The organism is Streptantibioticus parmotrematis, assembly GCF_019890615.1.
Taxonomy (GTDB): Bacteria; Actinomycetota; Actinomycetes; order Streptomycetales; family Streptomycetaceae; genus Streptantibioticus_D; species Streptantibioticus_D parmotrematis.
This window is the reverse complement of record NZ_JAINVZ010000003.1, coordinates 361,804-378,619: the sequence shown is the minus strand read 5'-3', so window position 1 is coordinate 378,619 and position 16,816 is coordinate 361,804. Positions and strand designations below refer to the sequence as shown.

The window sequence follows — 16,816 nt, the reverse complement described above, 5'->3', positions numbered from 1 at the left end:
AGAGGGCGGAGCGTCCGGGCGGCGACTCAGCCGTCGGTCCGCACCGCCAGGGCGTCCAACGCGGCCAGCAGACCCGGCAGTTCCGGGCCACGGCCGACCGGCCGCACCTCGCCCGGTTCGTCGTCGGTCAGCACGAAGGCGATGTCGTCGGTCCGGGCGACGATGCTCCAGCCCGGACCGTCCGCCCGCAGCGCCCGCGCGCCACCCTCCGCGAACGACGACCTGACGCGGCCGGGCGGCGGGGGATGCTCCCCGTACGCGCGCGCCTCGTCGAGCACCCGGCGAACGGCGGACGCGCCGGGCCCCCTCACACCCTCGACGCCCTCCGCCCCGGTGTCGTCCCGCGTCGCCTTCACGAAGTCCTTCTCGTCGTCCACCTGCGACCGCCAGCTCTTCCACTGCAACGCGATCTCGTCCGCGCCCAGGCGGCGCTGGGCCGGGCCCCAGACGCTGGTGTCCGGCGGCGTCAGCGGCGGCCCGCCGCCGTCCCGCTCGGACGGGTCGTGCGGCGCGGGCAGTCCCGGCCCGGCCACCGCGACGGCCAGCGGCCAGCCGGGCAGCGAGGCGACGATGCTGCGCTCACCGGGCGACAGGTCGTACTCCATGCCGCAGTCCCAGGTGGCGACGGCGACCGCGACCAGGGCGGTGTCCAGCGTCACGACCGTCCACCGCGCCCCCAGGCCGTCCTGCCCCAGCACCAGTCCGTAACCGCCTGCCACCGGCCGCAGCCCCAACACCGCGCAGGCCGCCGGATAGTCGTCACCGAGCACGCTGGGGAACTGCCCGGGTGTCAGCAGCACGGCGGTCAGCACGTAGAACGAGTCGTCGCGGGAGGCGTCGTCGACCGCGGCGGTGCCGTCGACCGAGGTCGAGCCCTCGGCCGTCGTGGCGTCGTCGGCCGTGTCCGCCGCGTCGGCGTCCGCCGCCGCGTCAACGTTCGCTGTCGCCTCGGCGTCCGCCGCCACCTCGGCGTTCGGCGCGGTGTCGTCCGTCACGGACACGGAACCTCTCCTTCACCGTGGGACGCCGACGTACGGGTACGCCCGCGGGCCGTCCCGCCCCCGCGTGGGGCGTTCGCGCACCTTAACCACCGGGTAACACCCGCGTCGAGAGTCCGGAGCGAGGACTTCCACGGCTCCCGATCAGCCCGGGTCGCGCACCGCGAGCGCCAGATACCGCTCGTCACTGTCGTCGTAGGCCGCGAGTGTCCATCCCGTACGCGCCAGCAACGGGCGCAGGTTGGGCTCCGCGCGGACGTCGTCGGGCGTGAGGGTGTGGCCGCGCCGGGCCGCGAGGGCGGCGCGGCCGATGGGGTGGAAGAGCGCGAGCCGCGCGCCCGGACGGCAGACGCGCGCGAACTCCCGCAGTCCCTGCGCCGGATCGCCGAGGTGGTGCACGAGCCCGGCGGCCAGCACCGCGTCCAGCACGCCGTCGCGCAGCGGAAGCCGGCTCGCGTCCGCCTCCGCCAGCAGCGCGATCCGGTCCCGTCCGGCGCGCGCGGCCTCGGCGAGCATCTGCGGCGTGAGGTCGGCACCGATCACCACGCCGTCCGCGCCGACCGCGGCACGGCAGGCGGCCAGGGCGCGGCCCGTACCGCAACCGGCGTCCAGCACGCGGTCGCCGGGGCGCAGGCGCAGTTCCGCGACGGCGGCCTCGTACGCCGGGGTGTCGTCGGGGAACTTGGTGTCCCAGGTGGCCGCCTTGGGCGCGAAGAAGGCCCGCACGCTCGCCGGGTCGGCGCCGTGGTGGCGTGGCCCCGTCGAGCGGTGTCCTCCGGCCGGGCCGACATGATCCGCTCGGTCGCTCATGGGCATCATGGTCCCATGCTCACGCTCCGCTCCATCGCCCTTTTCGTCGTCGCCGCGCTCTTCGAGATCGGCGGCGCGTGGCTGGTCTGGCAGTGCGTGCGCGAACACCGCGGCTGGGCGTGGGCGGTGGCGGGCGTCATGGCGCTCGGCGTCTACGGATTCGTGGCGACGCTCCAGCCCGACGCGGCGTTCGGCCGCATCCTGGCCGCGTACGGCGGGGTGTTCGTGGCCGGATCCCTGCTGTGGGGCCTCGTCGTGGACGGCTACCGCCCCGACCGCTTCGACGTCATCGGCGCGCTGGTCTGCCTGGCGGGCGTCGGCATCATCATGTACGTGCCGCGGGGCGGCGGTTGAGCGCCGAGTGCGCGCCGGGCGGGGCCGCGGCCGGGACGTCTCAGTCCGCCAGGTCCTTGATCGCCGTCACCTTGGCGACGTGCAACCGCACCAGCAGTTCGCCGGGAACGCCGTTGCGCCGGCCGAACTCCTCGCCGCGTTCCCGGCCCATGTAGCGCGTGCCGATCCGGGTCGCCCAGACGCGCACCTGCTCCAGGTCCTCGCTCAGCTCCGCCCGGCCCTCCAGCAACGCGAAGGAGAACGGCGGGCGCTCGTCGTCCACGCACAGCGCCGCCCGCCCGTCGCGCGCGAGGTTGCGCCCCTTGACGGTCTCCTTGCCGGTGTTGAAGACCAGGTCGTCGCCGTCCAGCACGAACCACACCGGTGCGAGGTGCGGGCTGCCGTCGGCACGTACGGTCGACAGCTTCCCGGTCCTGGTCCCGGCGGTCACGAACTCGCGCCACTGCGCGTCGGTCATCTTCTCTGCCATGCCCCCATGGTGCGCGGCCGGGACGGCTCCCGCCGGTCCGCACTGTGAGATCTCCCGCCCCCGCACGCCGAAGCTGTGACATGTCACAGTCATCACGGTCCGGCCGCCCGGTACGGCCAGACTGTGCGGACCCGCACCCGGACCCGAACCCGGGGCCGCAGCAGTGCCGCACGGAGGCGTAACGGCCTGCGCCGGACGTGGGCTCGTATCCGGCACCGCCTGTTCGCCCGCCCGCCCGACGCGCCGCGCTCCGCCGCGTGAGGGCTCCGGGACGTTCCGGGACGTCCCGGAGGGTGAAAGCGGCGTGTTGACCCGTCCGGGGGATGTCCGGGGCGAGCGGCAGGCCGCGGACACCACAGCGGACACAGCAGAAGAACGCCGAACGCTTACCCCCCGGCCGGCACGGACCACCCCGGAACCGACCGAATCCCTCTCCCCTCCACAGCCGCCTCGACCGCCTTCGCCCCCCGTCCCCACCTCCAGCCCTCTCCCCGTCACCGTCCCCCACCCCGTCCCAGGAACGTCCGGCGCCGCCGAGCGCCCAGTACCGCCGAGCAACCCGAGTGAAGACCGAGGACCCGCCCGCCCATGCGACTGCGCCCCCGCACCATTCGCACCCAGCTCCTCGTCCTGATGACCGTCCCGATGGTCTCGCTGGCCGCCCTGTGGGCGTACAGCTCGTACACCACCGTGCGCGGCGCGCTCGCCCTGACCCGGGTCGGCGTCACCTACCGCTACTACGGCGTCCCCACCGACCGGTTGACGCTGGCCCTCCAGGACGAGCGTCGGGCCGCCGTCCAGTACGACGCGAGCGCCGGTGGCTCGGACCACGCCACGCTCGTCGCGTCCGAACGGACCACTGACGCACGCCTCGCGACGCTGCGCGACCACGTCACCCGCAACGACTGCCGGGGCGGTCTCACCGCCGCGCAGCGCGTTCGCGTGACCGCCCTGTTGTCCGCGATGCGCCAACTCCCGTCCTTGCGCGCCCTGGTGCGGGATCACGACACCGACTGGTCCGCGGTGCTGGGCCGGTACTCGGCCGTCATCGATCCGGAGTTCAGGCTGCGCGGCGCGTTGTCCGACCTCCAGACCGGCGCGGTCGCGCGCAGGGGGACGGTGGTCCTGCAACTCGCCCGTGCCCGTGAGCTGTTGTCCCGCGAGGACGCGATGGTGACCGGTGCCCTGGCGGCGGGCGGCATGACGGACGCGCAGTACCGGGACTTCATCGGGACCATCGACGGCCGCAAGCTCCTCTACGACATCTACGCGCCCGAACTCCCCACCGTCGACGCCACCCGGCTGACCGCCTTCGAGAACGGCGGCACGGGGCGCGGCCTCGCCTCGCTCGAAGAGGCGGCCCGGGCGAGCGCGGCCGCCGACGTGGACAGGCGGCTGCCGGAGGGCAGCTGGCGGCCGACCGTGGACGCGGCCCTGCGCCGGCTGGGCTCCATCGACGTCTCCGCGTCCCGCTACATCGGCGGGCAGGCACACGAGACGGGTACCCGGGTCCTGCTCAAGGCGGCCGGACTGAGCCTCGCGGGACTGCTCGCGGTCGTCGTCTCACTGATCGTCTCCCTGCGGATCAGCCGCCGGATCGCCCTTCGGCTGACCGAACTGCGCGACGCGGCGGAGGAGTTGTCCCAGCGACGCCTTCCGGACCTGATGCGCAGACTGCGCGAGGGCGAGCCGGTCGGGGTGGCCGGGCCGGAGGCCACCTGCGCGTCGGGCGGAGGCGAAGCCCCTTCCCCAGAAGCCGTTTTGCGGTTCGCGGACGACGAAATAGGCCAGGTGGCACGGGCGTTCGGGATCGCGGAACGCGCCGCCGTGCGGGCCACGGTCGAACAGGCCCGGCTACGGCGTGGCGTCGCCGCCGTCTTCACCACGCTCGCCCGCCGCGGACAGGTGCTGCTGCACCGGCAGTTGGCGCTGCTGGACACGATGGAACGCCGTACCCAGGACGCCGACGACCTGGCCGACCTCTTCCGGCTGGACCACATGACCAACCGGATGCGCCGCCAGGCCGAGGGCCTGCTCATCCTCTCCGGCAACACCCCCGGCCGTGCCTGGAACCGTCCGGCGCGGATGGCGGAGGTGGTGGGGTCCGCGGCCGGCGAGGTCGAGGGCCACCAGAGGATCGTGGTGCGCCGGATGCCCCGTGTCGCGCTGGCGGGCGGCGCGGTGGCCGATGTGCTGCACCTGCTGGCGGAGTTGATGGAGAACGCGACGGCCTTCTCGTCCCCGGAACGCGAGGTCGTGGTCGAGGTTCGCCCGGCGGACGGGGACGGGGACGGGGACGGGGACGGGAACGGGGACGGGAACGGGAACGGCGGCTCGGCGGAGAGCGGGGACGGGACGGTTGGCGGGGGTGGAGGCGGGGGTCGTGCCCGGGGCGGGGACGGGGCCGTTGACGCGGGCGGGGACGGCTCGGGCGGGGACGGCTCGGGCGGCGGGGCCGCCTTCCTGGTCACCGTCGCCGATCGCGGGCTGGGCATGAGCGCGGAACGCCTCGCGGAGGCGAACGCCGCCCTGCGTGGCGCGGCGGCCCGTCCCGGTGACGGTGTCGTCGAAGGGGCCGACCTGCCCGAGTCCGATCGCCTCGGGTTGTTCATCGTGGGGCGGCTGGCGGCGCGGCACGGTGTGCGCGTGACGTTGCGCTCGTCGCGCGGCGGTGGCACGACCGCGGAAGTCCTGCTTCCCGGCGCGCTGTTGCTCCGTACGGAGGAGGACGTGCCTGCGGGCGGCGAGGGAGAGGAGGTGGGGGCGCCGGTGCGCAGGCGGCGGATGCCCGCGGGGGCGGTCATGGCTGGGGCGGCCGGGGCTGGGGCAGTCGCGGCTGGGGTGCCGCGGAGGGCGGTCGGCGCGTTGCGGCCCAGCGCGCCCGCGGTGGTCACGACGGCGGCGGGCTTACCCCGGCGGGTGCCGAGGCGCGAGGCGGCGCCGGACGGTGGCGGCGGGATGGCCCGGGGAACCGTTGCCGGTGCGCAGACGGATCGCGTGGCCGGTGCGCACAGGGATCGCGCGGCCGGTGCGCAGACGGATCGCGCGGCCGGGGTGGCGTCGGGTGGCGCGGCGGGCGGCGCGAATGGTGCGGTACCGGAGGGCGAAGGGGAACGTTCGCCCGAGTCCGCCCGTTCCACTGTGGCAGCCTACGCACAGGGGTTGGCGAGGGGACGCGCGCGATCGGGAGTGACGCGGGAGCCCGTGAGGACACTCGTACCGCGTTTCCCCGGCGGCCCCCGAGGGGAGGCGCACCCGGACCCCGACCAGGCCGAACGGGTGCGGCGGACACGACGAGTGGCAGTGGAGCCGAAAGCGGCGCGAGAAGCGTCAGGACCAGTAGGACCGGAAGAACCGGAAGCAGCAGTGGTACGGAACGCGGCAAAGGAAGACGGGGGATCACGATGACCAGCGGAGCCACCACACCGGGCGAGCACGGCATGCCGACGAGGCCGACCAGTCACGGTCGTCCGGAGGAGCCGGGCCGGCCGGACACCTCCGGCGCGGCGCGCGGACCGCAGACGCCGGGCACGCCGGGCGCCCACGGGGAGGACGGCGGACTCGACTGGCTGCTCGACGACATGGCGGACCGCATCGAACAGGTCAAGCACGCGCTGATCCTGTCCAACGACGGCCTGGTGACCGGCGCCAGCCGCGACCTGCGCGGCGCCGACGCGGAACACCTGGCCGCGATATCGTCCGGCTTCCACAGCCTGGCCAAGGGCGCCGGGCGGCACTTCCGCGCGGGCGAAGTCCGCCAGACGATGGTCGAGTTCGACGCCGGATTCCTCTTCGTCACGTCGGCGGGCGACGGAAGCTGCTTGTCGGTGCTGACCGGCGAGGGTACGGATGTCGGCCAGATCGCGTACGAGATGACCCTCCTGGTCCACCGCGTGGGCGAGCACCTCGGCGTCGCACCCCGCACCGAGGACGGCGCCGCGACGGGGACGTGAGCCGCGATGGGGACATGAGCCGCGACGGTGACGTGGGCCGGGCGCCGGACGGTCCGGGCCCGCCGTGGTACGACGACGCGGCGGGCCAGGCAGTCGGTGCGGTCCACCCGCCCGCGACGCCTTGGGCGCGGACCTCCCCGACGCCAGGCCGCTCCAGCACGTCATCAGCTGCCTGAGGGCCCGGTGACCGAGGGGCCGGAGGGGTGCCCAGGACCGCGCTCCCGGAGTTATCCACAGGCCTGACGCGATGTCGGTCCCCGCGCTTACAGTCGTTACTGAAAGTGATCGACTGAAAGCGAAGGGGAATCATCATGAGCACGCGAGTGGACGCACGGAACCGCGCGGACTCCGACGACCGTCACCACGTCACCGATCCGACGTGCGACGCAACGGTCCCGGCCCGCGACGCCATCAGTCCGGCCGAGAACCGAGGCGGACCGGTCCGGCGTCGAACCGGTCCTCTCAGGGGCCGAAGTCCCGTTCCGGAGCCCGGCATTGCCCGTGCGGCCGAACGGCGCGGCCCGGACGAGCTGCTGGATCCGCCCGCGGCGAGATCCGAACTGCGCCTGGACGCGAAGGAGTTCGGCCTCGCCGTCGAGCTGGGGGAAGTGCGGACAGTGGCCGTCGGCGCGAGCGCCCCGCGTCGCCGCATGGTGCCCCGTCATGAGGTCGACCGCCTGATCGCGGAACGGGGCTTCCCGGACGCGCTGCGTGAGCGGCTGCACCTGGTGGGCGCGGTGACCGGTGCGGAGCTGCTCGGCATCACCCGGACCCGGTTCGCCTGTCTGGCCAGGGCCGGCTGCTTCCGCCCGGCCCGCTGGTACGTCAACCGCTACCGGGCCACCGTATGGCTCTACCCGGCCTCCGACGTGCTGGGCTTCGCCGGGGAGCACGAGGACTGGCTCGCCGGGAGACTCCCGAAGGCGGTGCGGGAGAAGACCAGGGACGGCGTGGACCTGCGCGCCCAGGGCTGGCGGGCCCGCCGGGTCGAGCAGCTCGTGGGCGCGGCCGCCGACGCCTGGGACGAGGCCGCCGCGTGGGCGGCGCTGCTCACCGCGGACGACCGAGCGGGCCTGATCGCCGACGCGGACGAGCATCGGGTCCTGGCCGCACTCGTCCCGTCGCTGTCGTCGGTCCGGCCGGGCGGCCCACCCGGTCCCGCCGTCGAGACGGCCGCCCCGCTGGTCGCGGACGATCCCGACGAGATCGCCTTCGCCCGGCTGAGCCTCGCCCACGCTCTGGAAAGGGCCCGCGCCCACGGCCCGGCCCCGGCAGCCCCACCGGCACCACTGATCACTCCTGCCGCATGGTCGACTCGTGACGCGTGCGCCCCACCCAACGGGCACACAACGCACACACAGGGAACGGGTGCGGCCACGGTGAGTGGGCACAGTACGCCAGGTGAGGGACCCCACGGGGCCTGTTGCCGAACGGTGACGAAGCGCGCGCAACGATGGTCATGGCTGCGGGGTCTGTCTCACCGTACGCGTGGCACCCGTGGCACGGGCCACGGCGCGAGTGGTGGCGCGGGGGGAGCCGGTCGCTCCGCGCCGGACACCGACCGACCTGACCAGCCGAAGGGGAAACCATGATCCACCGCAACCGCCGTACCCTGCGCCTCGCCGTAGTCGCCGCCTCGGGACTGTGCGCCCTGGGCCTCGCCGCGGGCACCGCGTCGGCCAAGTCGAACATCTACTTCTCGGCGGGCCCGCACAACGTGCGGCTGGGGAGCCTCATACACGCCACCGGGCACGGTGAGGACGACAACGCCACGTTCAACAAGTTCTGCGTGCAGGAGCGCTCCGGCGGCTCCGGCTGGAAGACGCTGAGGTGCTCGCGGGGCAGCTACAACGGCGGTGGGTCGGTCACCATATCGACCCGGGCCGAGCGGCGGGGGGTGGTGTCGCTGCGCGGGGTGCTGCTGGAGGGCTCGTCGCCCAAGGACGCCCACCCCAAGGTGCGGTTGACCTCGCGGGTCTTCGCGCTGGCCGTGCGCTAGCGGATCCCGGTCGGCCGAGCTACGACCGGTCGGCCAGTTCGGCCCGCAGCCGGGCGGCGACGTCCCGCGCCTGCTCCTCGTCGGCGTAGTGGCCGCGCGGCCAGAAGAACCCCCGCAGTCCGTCCTTGCGGTTGCGCGGCACGACGTGGACGTGGAGATGGGGCACGGACTGGCTGACCCGGTTGTTCAGCGCCACGAACGACCCCGCCGCCTCCATGCCGCGTTCCACGGCCCCCGCCACCCGTCGTACTCGGGCGAAGAACGGGCCCACCTCGTCCTCGGGCAGGTCGGTCAGTGTCTCGACGTGGGTGCGCGGCACGACCAGCACGTGGCCGGGGAAGAGCGGCCTGCGGTCCAGGAAGGCGACCACCGTGTCGTCGTCGAGGACCAAGTGGCTCGCCGACTCCCCGGCGACGATGGAACAGAACACGCACGTCGTCATACGGCCAGTCAACTACGTGCCGCCGCCGGTGCCGGGACACCGCGCGGTCGCGGTCCGGTGCGCCGGGCGGTCCGCGCCCGGTCCGCCGCGTTCAGCGAGCGTGCGGGCGGAACAGCCCCTCCTGCATGACGGAGACCAGCAGCCTGCCGGCGCGGTCGTAGATCTGGCCCCGGGCCAGGCCGCGACCCCCGATCAGGACCGGCGACTCCTGCTGGTAGAGGAACCACTCGTCGGCGCGGAAGGGACGGTGGAACCACATGGCGTGATCCAGCGAGGCCATGTCGAACCCGCGTGGCCCCCACAGCGGTTCGATCGGCACCCGTACGGCGTCCAGCAGCATCATGTCGCTGGCGTAGGTGACGGCGCAGGTGTGCACCAGAGGATCGTCGCCGAGCGGCCCGACGGCCCGCATCCACACGGCGCTGCGCGGCTCCGCGGCGGCGACCTCCTCGGGGGTCCACCGCAGCCGCTCGACGTAGCGGATGTCGAACGGCTGGCGGCGCGCCATCCGCTCCAGGGCCTCCGGCAGGGTGCCGAGATGGCCGCGCAACTCGTCGGCGAGCCTGGGCAGTTGCTCGGGCCCGGGCACCTCGGGCATCGGGAGCTGCTGCTCCGAGCCCGGTTCGGGAAGGTGGAAGGAGGCGGTCAGGTTGAAGATCGTGCGGCCCTCCTGGACCGCGACCACCCGCCGGGTGGTGAACGAGCGCCCGTCGCGCACCCGTTCCACCTGGTACACGATCGGCACGCCCGGGTGGCCGGGGCGCAGGAAGTACGCGTGCAGCGAGTGCACCGGGCGTTCGCCGTCCGTGGTGCGGCCCGCCGCCACCAGCGCCTGCCCGGCGACCTGCCCGCCGAAGACCCGTTGCAGACGCTCCTGGGGGCTGCGGCCGCGGAAGATGTTCTGCTCGATGCGTTCCAGGTCGAGCAGGTCCACCAGCCGCTCGGCGGGGTTCGGTTCTGCGCGGTCGGCCATGGCTGGTTCCTCCGGTGCTCCTCGGGCTGCGTCAGCGTACCGGCGGCCGTCCGGGCTACAGGTGGCCCACGTCGGTGAGCCGGATCACCGCGCGGCCCTCCTCGTCCGAGGCCGTCAGGTCGACCTCCGCCGACAGACCCCAGTCGTGGTCGCCGTCGGGGTCGGCGAAGACCTGACGGACCTTCCACAGCCCGTGCTGCGACTGCTCCTCGATCTGCAGCAGCTTCGGGCCGCGGGCGTCGGGGCCGGTGCCCAGGTCCTCGTACTCGTCCCAGTAGCCGTCCATCGCGTCCGCCCACGCGTCGGCGTCCCAGCCCGACTCCCCGTCCAACTCGCCGAGTTCGTCGTACCTCTCCAGCGCGGCCAGCTCCACCCGGCGGAACATCGCGTTGCGCACCAGCACCCGGAAGGCCCGGGCGTTCGCGGTGACCGGCTTGATCTGCTGGTCGGCGTGGTCGGCGGCCTCGTCGGCCGTCTCCTCCTGCGGGTTCGCCAGCTGCTCCCATTCGTCCAGCAGGCTGGAGTCCACCTGGCGCACCATCTCGCCCAGCCACGCGATCAGGTCCTGGAGGTCCTCGGACTTCAGGTCCTCCGGAACCGTGTGATCGAGCGTCTTGTAGGCGTTCGCCAGGTAGCGCAGCACGATGCCCTCGGCGCGGGCGAGTTCGTAGAAGGTGGTGAACTCCGTGAACGTCATGGCCCGTTCGTACATGTCACGGACCACGGACTTCGGGGACAGCGGGTGGTCGCCGACCCACGGGTGGCTCTTGCGGTAGACGCCGTAGGCGTGGAAGAGCAGCTCCTCGAGCGGCTTGGGGTACGTCACGTCCTGGAGCCGCTCCATGCGCTCCTCGTACTCCACACCGTCCGCCTTCATCTCGGCGACCGCCTCGCCGCGCGCCTTGTTCTGCTGCGCGGCCAGGATCTGGCGCGGGTCGTCCAGCGTGGATTCCACGACCGTCAGCATGTCCAGCGCGTACGACGGCGACTCCGGGTCGAGCAGGTCGAAGGAGGCCAGCGCGAAGGTGGACAGCGGCTGGTTGAGGGCGAAGTCGGACTGGAGGTCGACGGTCAGCCGGACGATGCGGCCCTCCGCGTCCGGGGTCTCCAGCCGCTCGACCACGCCGCCGTCCAGCAGCGAGCGGTAGATGGCGATGGCCCGCCGGATGTGGCGCAACTGGGCCTTGCGGGGCTCATGGTTGTCCTCCAGCAGCCGCCGCATCGCGTCGAACGCGTTGCCGGGCCGGGCGATCACCGCCAGCAGCATGGCGTGGGTGACGCGGAAGCGCGAGGTCAGCGGCTCGGGCTCGGAGGCGATCAGCTTGGTGAAGGTCTGATCCGACCAGTTCACGAAGCCCTCCGGCGCCTTCTTGCGCACCACCTTGCGGCGCTTCTTCGGGTCGTCGCCCGCCTTCGCCAGCGCCTTCTCGTTCTCGATGACGTGCTCCGGCGCCTGCGCCACCACCAGGCCGGCGGTGTCGAACCCGGCGCGCCCGGCGCGGCCCGCGATCTGGTGGAACTCCCGCGCCCGCAGCACCCGTACCCGGGTCCCGTCGTACTTCGTCAGCGCGGTGAACAGCACCGTGCGGATGGGCACGTTGACGCCCACGCCGAGGGTGTCGGTGCCGCAGATGACCTTGAGCAGACCGGCCTGCGCGAGCCGTTCCACCAGACGGCGGTACTTCGGCAGCATGCCGGCGTGGTGCACACCGATGCCGTGCCGCACGAAACGCGACAGGTTGCGGCCGAACCCGGTGGTGAAACGGAAGTTGCCGATGAGCGCCGCGATGGCGTCCTTCTCCTCGCGGGTGCACATGTTGATGCTCATCAGCGCCTGCGCCCGCTCGACCGCGGCGGCCTGGGTGAAGTGCACGATGTAGACCGGCGCCTGATGGGTCTGCAGCAGCTCGGTGAGCGTCTCGGTCATCGGGGTGGTGACGTACTCGTAGCTGAGCGGCACCGGACGCGTCGCCGAACGCACCACCGAGGTCGGCCGCCCGGTGCGCCGGGTCAGGTCCTCCTCGAACCGCGTCACGTCGCCGAGCGTCGCCGACATCAGCAGGAACTGCGCCTGCGGCAGCTCCAGCAGCGGGATCTGCCAGGCCCAGCCGCGGTCGGGCTCGGCGTAGAAGTGGAACTCGTCCATCACCACCTGGCCGACGTCCGCGTCCCGCCCGTCCCGCAGCGCGATGGACGCCAGCACCTCGGCGGTGCAGCAGATGACCGGGGCGTCCGGATTGACCGACGCGTCACCGGTCAGCATGCCGACGTTCTCCGTGCCGAACAGCTTGCACAGGTCGAAGAACTTCTCCGACACCAGGGCCTTGATCGGCGCGGTGTAGAAGGTGACCTGGTCGTTCGCCAGCGCGGCGAAGTGGGCGCCCGCCGCCACCAGGCTCTTCCCGGAACCGGTGGGGGTGGACAGGATCACGTTGGACCCCGAGACCACCTCGATCAGTGCCTCCTCCTGAGCCGGGTAGAGGGTGATGCCGCGTTCGGTGGCCCAGGTGGAGAAGGCCTCGAAGAGGGCGTCCGGGTCCGGGGTCGAGGGGAGCTGATCGATGAGGGTCACGCACCCATCTTGCCTGGCTCGGCGCCCCCACGGAGAACCGGCCGTTCATGTGAAGATCACCCACCGCTAGGCTGTGCCGTCGCGAGAACATCAACTCCCGTCCCCGGACGGGCAGAAGGGGGCGGGGCGCACACCATGATGGGACCTGCGCATTCCTTGTCCGGGGCGGCGGCCTGGCTGGCCGCGGGCGCGGTGGCGGCCGGATACGGCCACCCGATGCCCTGGCCGACCCTCGTGGTCGGCGCCCTGATCTGCGCGGGCGCGGCACTCGCCCCCGACCTCGACCACAAACCGGCGACGATCTCCCGGGCCTTCGGACCGCTCTCACGCCTCCTGTGCGTGATCGTGGAACACATCGCGGAGGCCGTCTACAACGGCACCCGGATGAAGGGCGACCCGCACCGCAACGGCGGCCACCGCACCCTGACCCACACCTGGCCCTGGGCCGTGCTGATCGGCGTGGGCAGCTCGGCGATCTGCGTCTACGGCGGTCGCTGGGGCGTGCTCGGCGTGCTCTTCGTGCACCTGGTGCTCGCCATCGACGGGCTGCTGTGGCGCCAGGTCAAGGGCGGTCACCAGCTGATCGTCTGGCTGCTGGCCGCGACCGGCGCCTGGATACTCGCCGACGTCCTGAAGGACCCGGGCAACGGGAAGGCGTGGCTGTTCACCCAGCCGGGCCAGCAGTACCTGTGGATCGGGATACCCGTGGTGCTGGGCGCGCTCGTGCACTGCATCGGCGACGCGATCACCGTCTCCGGCTGCCCGTTCCTGTGGCCGATACCGATCGGGCGCAAGCGCTGGTACCCGCTGGGCACCCCGCACTTCATGCGGTTCCGGGCGGGCAGCGCGGTGGAGCTGAAGGTGCTGATGCCGATGTTCATGGTGATCGGCGGCCTGAGCTGCGTCGACGCGCTGGGCCTGATCAAGCTGCGCTGAGCGCGTCACCGCGCAGGCCCGCCCGGTGGGCCCGGCCCCGGCCCCGGCTTCGGCTTCGGCGCTCCGGGCCGGGATCAGCTCGCGGGGCCGGGATCAGCCCGCGGCGCCGGGTTCAGCCCTCCGTATGGCACCCCGCGCCCGCGTCCAGCGCGGTCAGCAGGGCGCTGAGCTGCGCGCGCTGACCGGCGTCGAGCGGCGCGAGTACCTCCTCGACGGCGGCCCGGCGCGCCTCGCGCAGCCTGCGCAGCACGCCCTCGCCCTCCGGCGTGACCTCCACCCGCACCACCCTGCGGTTGGCGGGGTCGGCGATCCGCCGCACGAGACCGGCCGCCTCCAGGCCGTCGACCAGCGTGGTCACCGCGCGCGGCACCACGTCCAGCCGCTGCGCCAGGTCGACCATGCGCTGCGGCTGCTCCCCGTGGCTCGCGGCGCGCAGCAGCCGCGACATGGCGGGGGTGATCCCCAGCGGCTCCAGGTGCCGCTTCTGGGTGCGGTGCGTCCGCCGGGTCAGCCGCAGCAGTTGATCGGCGAGGGCCCCGGCCGGGTCCGTCGTCTCGATCACGTCGTGCGGGGTGTCGGTGACAGCCATGGTCAGAGGCTATCAGGACACCGCTCATTGTGAGCCTAGGTAACAATGACCTATCCTCGGCTTCGTCGCCGCTCGTCCACGCGGTCCGCACGGACGGATCCCGAGGGGCGCCCAAGGAGCTCATGAAGATCCCCGAAATCAACTGGACCCCGCCGCCCAAGGATCCCGGCAAGCCCGCCGACGTGCGGCGCATCCTGCGTCTCTTCCGCCCGTACCGCGGCCGGCTGGCCTTCGTGCTGCTGCTGGTCGCCGCCTCGTCGCTGGTCTCGATCGCCTCGCCGTTCCTGCTGCGGGCGATCCTGGACACCGCGATCCCGCAGGGGCGGGTCGGCCTGCTGAGCGTGCTCGTCCTGGGCATGATCGCCACCGCGGTCGTCACCAGTGTGTTCGGCGTGCTGCAGACGCTGATCTCGACCACCGTCGGCCAGCGCGTCATGCACGATCTGCGCACGGCCGTCTACGCCCGGTTGCAGCGGATGTCGCTCGCGTTCTTCACCCGTACGCGCACCGGCGAGGTGCAGTCGCGCATCGCCAACGACATCGGCGGCATGCAGGCCACCGTCACCACGACCGCGACCTCCATCGTCTCCAACCTCACCAGCGTCGTGGCCTCCATCGTCGCCATGGTCGCCCTGGACTGGCGGCTGACCATCGCCTCCCTCCTGCTGCTGCCGGTCTTCGTCTGGATCAGCCGGCGCGTGGGCCAGGAGCGCCGTCGCATCACCACCCAGCAGCAGCGGCAGATGGCCGCGATGTCGGCCATCGTCAGCGAGTCGCTGTCGGTCAGCGGCATCCTGCTGGGTCGCACGATGGGCCGCGCCGACTCCCTCACCAGCGCGTTCGAGGGCGAGTCGGAACGGCTGGTCGACCTGGAGGTGCGCTCCAACATGGCCGGGCGCTGGCGGATGTCGACCATCAGCATCGTCATGGCCGCGATGCCCGCCCTGATCTACTGGGCGGCGGGCCTCGCCCTGCACGTCCGCGGCGCCGCGATATCGATCGGCACCCTGGTCGCGTTCGTCTCGCTCCAGCAGGGCCTGTTCCGGCCCACCGTCAGCCTGTTGCAGACCGGGGTGCAGGTGCAGACCTCGATAGCGCTCTTCCAGCGCATCTTCGAGTACCTGGACCTGCCCGTCGACATCACCGAACGCCCCGAGCCGGTGCGGTTGGAGAAGGTCCGCGGCGACGTGGCGTTCGAGGGCGTCGACTTCTCCTACGACCCCGCCTCCGACGAGCCGACGCTCACCGGCATCGACCTGACCGTTCCGGCCGGCGGGAGCCTCGCGGTCGTCGGCGCCACCGGGTCCGGCAAGAGCACCCTGAGCTATCTGGTGCCCCGGCTCTACGACGTGACCGGCGGACGGGTCAGCATCGACGGCGTCGACGTGCGGGACCTGGCGTTCGACACGCTCTCCTCGGCGGTCGGCGTGGTCTCGCAGGAGACCTACCTCTTCCACGCCTCCGTCGCGGAGAACCTGCGCTTCGCCAAGCCGGACGCCACCGACGCCGAACTCGTCGAGGCCGCCCGCGCCGCCCAGATCCACGACCACATCGCGGGGCTGCCCGACGGCTACGACACCGTGGTCGGCGAACGCGGCTACCGGTTCTCCGGCGGCGAGAAGCAGCGGCTGGCCATCGCCCGCACCATCCTGCGCGATCCGCCGGTGCTCATCCTGGACGAGGCCACCAGCGCGCTGGACACCCGTACCGAACTCGCGGTGCAGGACGCCATCGACGCGCTGGCCGCCGGGCGCACCACCGTCACCATCGCCCACCGCCTGTCCACCGTCCGCGACGCCGACGAGATCGTCGTCCTGGACAGCGGCCGCATCGCGGAGCGCGGCACCCACGACGAACTCCTCGCCCTCGGCGGCCGTTACGCCGCCCTGGTCCGCCGCGACGCCCGCATGACCGACGCGACGGCCGCGGACTCCGATGACGGGGAGGCCCTGGCCACCGCCGACGCGACCGCCTGACGCACGACCACCTGACGCATGCCGGCCTGACGCACGACCACCTGACGCACGGCGGCCCGCGCCCGCCGCCCCGCTAGGAGAACCTGCCGCCGAAGTACACCTGCGTCTCGGTGATCCGGCCGTCCCGCACGGTGCTCAACTCGACGTTGCGGTACCGCTCGCCGTCGCGCAGCACGTACTCGTACGCGAGGAACACCGTGCCGGGCCCGGCGGGCACCGCGTGCAGAACCCGTTGCTCGACGAACCGGTCGGCGGTCGGAAAGCAGCGGCGGAAGAACGCGTCCTTGCCGATGTGGTCGTCCTGCGGGCTGGTGAACACGAAGTCGTCGGCGATCAGCCGCTCCACCGCCGCGCGGTCCTGGGCCCGGTAGCCGGCAAGACAGGCCAGCACCACGTCGACGTCGGCGGGGTTCGTACCGTGTGTGTCCCGGGGCGTCATACGCACCACCTTCCGCGCCCGGTACGGGAGTCGAGGGCGCGGGCCCACGGTAGGCGGACCGGAACGGCCGAATCCGGCTCCGCCGCCACGCCGATCATTATTGATCGTCCAGCGTCGGTTCGGGACTAAAATGGAACCTGTCCCTCCGTACTACTCGACCGTATCGAATCCATGCCGTGACGTTGAATGTTCATGGGCATGGTGGGGGATGACCGTATTAACACACTGCACTCAGGGGACAGTTGTGGTCCAGGAGCGCAGTGACAACCGGTCAAGGAGTCGTGATGATTGCCAGCAGGGCGCCTT

General features: G+C 72.6%; 15 protein-coding genes. 7 read left to right on the top strand and 8 right to left on the bottom strand.

The window, feature by feature from the left end; all coding sequences use genetic code 11:
- Positions 1-26 precede the first annotated feature (26 nt).
- Positions 27-812: a hypothetical protein gene (locus K7472_RS06825; protein ID WP_222975271.1), complete on the bottom strand. Its 786-nt coding sequence runs from the start codon at positions 810-812 to the stop codon at positions 27-29.
- A gap of 330 nt (positions 813-1,142) precedes the next feature.
- Complete coding sequence (locus tag K7472_RS06820) at positions 1,143-1,808, bottom strand: class I SAM-dependent methyltransferase (protein ID WP_252395160.1); 666 nt, start codon at positions 1,806-1,808, stop codon at positions 1,143-1,145.
- A 15-nt stretch (positions 1,809-1,823) separates the two neighbouring features.
- On the opposite strand from K7472_RS06820, the gene K7472_RS06815 reads away from it, so the two are divergent.
- On the top strand, positions 1,824-2,162 hold the full coding sequence (locus tag K7472_RS06815) for a YnfA family protein (protein ID WP_222975040.1): 339 nt from the start codon (positions 1,824-1,826) through the stop codon (positions 2,160-2,162).
- A gap of 40 nt (positions 2,163-2,202) precedes the next feature.
- On the opposite strand, the gene K7472_RS06810 is transcribed toward K7472_RS06815, so the two are convergent.
- A complete protein-coding gene (locus tag K7472_RS06810) occupies positions 2,203-2,631 on the bottom strand; it encodes a PPOX class F420-dependent oxidoreductase (RefSeq protein ID WP_222975038.1) in 429 nt (142 codons plus the stop codon).
- A 588-nt stretch (positions 2,632-3,219) separates the two neighbouring features.
- Here K7472_RS06810 and K7472_RS06805 point away from each other — a divergent pair.
- The 4 genes from K7472_RS06805 (at position 3,220) to K7472_RS06790 (ending at position 8,583) form a co-directional block, all read left to right on the top strand.
- Positions 3,220-6,039 (top strand): sensor histidine kinase, encoded by a 2,820-nt coding sequence (locus K7472_RS06805; protein ID WP_222975036.1) that lies wholly within the window; start codon positions 3,220-3,222, stop codon positions 6,037-6,039.
- 32 nt (positions 6,040-6,071) lie between these two features.
- A complete protein-coding gene (locus tag K7472_RS06800; protein ID WP_222975269.1) occupies positions 6,072-6,584 on the top strand; it encodes a roadblock/LC7 domain-containing protein in 513 nt (170 codons plus the stop codon).
- Between the two features lie 311 nt (positions 6,585-6,895).
- Positions 6,896-8,176, top strand: coding sequence for a DUF6397 family protein (locus K7472_RS06795; protein ID WP_222975034.1), 1,281 nt, complete (start codon positions 6,896-6,898; stop codon positions 8,174-8,176).
- Complete coding sequence (locus K7472_RS06790; protein WP_222975032.1) at positions 8,173-8,583, top strand: hypothetical protein; 411 nt, start codon at positions 8,173-8,175, stop codon at positions 8,581-8,583. Before K7472_RS06795 ends, K7472_RS06790 begins: the two co-directional genes overlap by 4 nt.
- Before the next feature lie 19 nt (positions 8,584-8,602).
- Here K7472_RS06790 and K7472_RS06785 read toward each other — a convergent pair whose 3' ends face one another.
- The 3 genes from K7472_RS06785 to K7472_RS06775 all read right to left on the bottom strand — a co-directional run bounded on the left by K7472_RS06785 (position 8,603) and on the right by K7472_RS06775 (position 12,570).
- Entirely contained in the window at positions 8,603-9,025 is a 423-nt protein-coding gene (locus K7472_RS06785; protein WP_222975030.1) for an HIT family protein, read from the bottom strand.
- Between the two features lie 91 nt (positions 9,026-9,116).
- Positions 9,117-9,998, bottom strand: a complete 882-nt coding sequence (locus tag K7472_RS06780) for an acyl-CoA thioesterase (protein ID WP_222975028.1) — start codon at positions 9,996-9,998, stop codon at positions 9,117-9,119.
- A gap of 55 nt (positions 9,999-10,053) precedes the next feature.
- Positions 10,054-12,570 carry a DEAD/DEAH box helicase gene (locus K7472_RS06775; RefSeq protein ID WP_222975026.1) on the bottom strand — a complete coding sequence of 839 codons (2,517 nt, stop codon included), beginning with the start codon at positions 12,568-12,570 and terminating at the stop codon, positions 10,054-10,056.
- Positions 12,571-12,705: 135 nt separating this feature from the next.
- Here K7472_RS06775 and K7472_RS06770 point away from each other — a divergent pair, with 135 nt between their 5' ends.
- Complete coding sequence (locus tag K7472_RS06770; protein WP_222975024.1) at positions 12,706-13,506, top strand: metal-dependent hydrolase; 801 nt, start codon at positions 12,706-12,708, stop codon at positions 13,504-13,506.
- 112 nt (positions 13,507-13,618) lie between these two features.
- On the opposite strand, the gene K7472_RS06765 is transcribed toward K7472_RS06770, so the two are convergent.
- Positions 13,619-14,095: a MarR family winged helix-turn-helix transcriptional regulator gene (locus K7472_RS06765; RefSeq protein ID WP_222975022.1), complete on the bottom strand. Its 477-nt coding sequence runs from the start codon at positions 14,093-14,095 to the stop codon at positions 13,619-13,621.
- Between the two features lie 122 nt (positions 14,096-14,217).
- Here K7472_RS06765 and K7472_RS06760 point away from each other — a divergent pair, with 122 nt between their 5' ends.
- A complete protein-coding gene (locus tag K7472_RS06760; RefSeq protein WP_222975019.1) occupies positions 14,218-16,071 on the top strand; it encodes an ABC transporter ATP-binding protein in 1,854 nt (617 codons plus the stop codon).
- 73 nt (positions 16,072-16,144) lie between these two features.
- Here the strand turns inward: K7472_RS06760 and K7472_RS06755 are convergent, their stop codons facing one another.
- Complete coding sequence (locus K7472_RS06755; RefSeq protein ID WP_222975017.1) at positions 16,145-16,510, bottom strand: nuclear transport factor 2 family protein; 366 nt, start codon at positions 16,508-16,510, stop codon at positions 16,145-16,147.
- Positions 16,511-16,816 lie beyond the last annotated feature (306 nt).

Coding starts and splice junctions, on each gene's coding strand:
- K7472_RS06820 (WP_252395160.1), bottom strand. CDS start 1,808: ATGAGCGACCGAGCGGATCATGTCGGCCCGGCCGGAGGACACCGCTCG.
- K7472_RS06815 (WP_222975040.1), top strand. CDS start 1,824: ATGCTCACGCTCCGCTCCATCGCCCTTTTCGTCGTCGCCGCGCTCTTC.
- K7472_RS06810 (WP_222975038.1), bottom strand. CDS start 2,631: ATGGCAGAGAAGATGACCGACGCGCAGTGGCGCGAGTTCGTGACCGCC.
- K7472_RS06805 (WP_222975036.1), top strand. CDS start 3,220: ATGCGACTGCGCCCCCGCACCATTCGCACCCAGCTCCTCGTCCTGATG.
- K7472_RS06800 (WP_222975269.1), top strand. CDS start 6,072: ATGCCGACGAGGCCGACCAGTCACGGTCGTCCGGAGGAGCCGGGCCGG.
- K7472_RS06795 (WP_222975034.1), top strand. CDS start 6,896: ATGAGCACGCGAGTGGACGCACGGAACCGCGCGGACTCCGACGACCGT.
- K7472_RS06790 (WP_222975032.1), top strand. CDS start 8,173: ATGATCCACCGCAACCGCCGTACCCTGCGCCTCGCCGTAGTCGCCGCC.
- K7472_RS06785 (WP_222975030.1), bottom strand. CDS start 9,025: ATGACGACGTGCGTGTTCTGTTCCATCGTCGCCGGGGAGTCGGCGAGC.
- K7472_RS06780 (WP_222975028.1), bottom strand. CDS start 9,998: ATGGCCGACCGCGCAGAACCGAACCCCGCCGAGCGGCTGGTGGACCTG.
- K7472_RS06770 (WP_222975024.1), top strand. CDS start 12,706: ATGATGGGACCTGCGCATTCCTTGTCCGGGGCGGCGGCCTGGCTGGCC.
- K7472_RS06765 (WP_222975022.1), bottom strand. CDS start 14,095: ATGGCTGTCACCGACACCCCGCACGACGTGATCGAGACGACGGACCCG.
- K7472_RS06760 (WP_222975019.1), top strand. CDS start 14,218: ATGAAGATCCCCGAAATCAACTGGACCCCGCCGCCCAAGGATCCCGGC.
- K7472_RS06755 (WP_222975017.1), bottom strand. CDS start 16,510: ATGACGCCCCGGGACACACACGGTACGAACCCCGCCGACGTCGACGTG.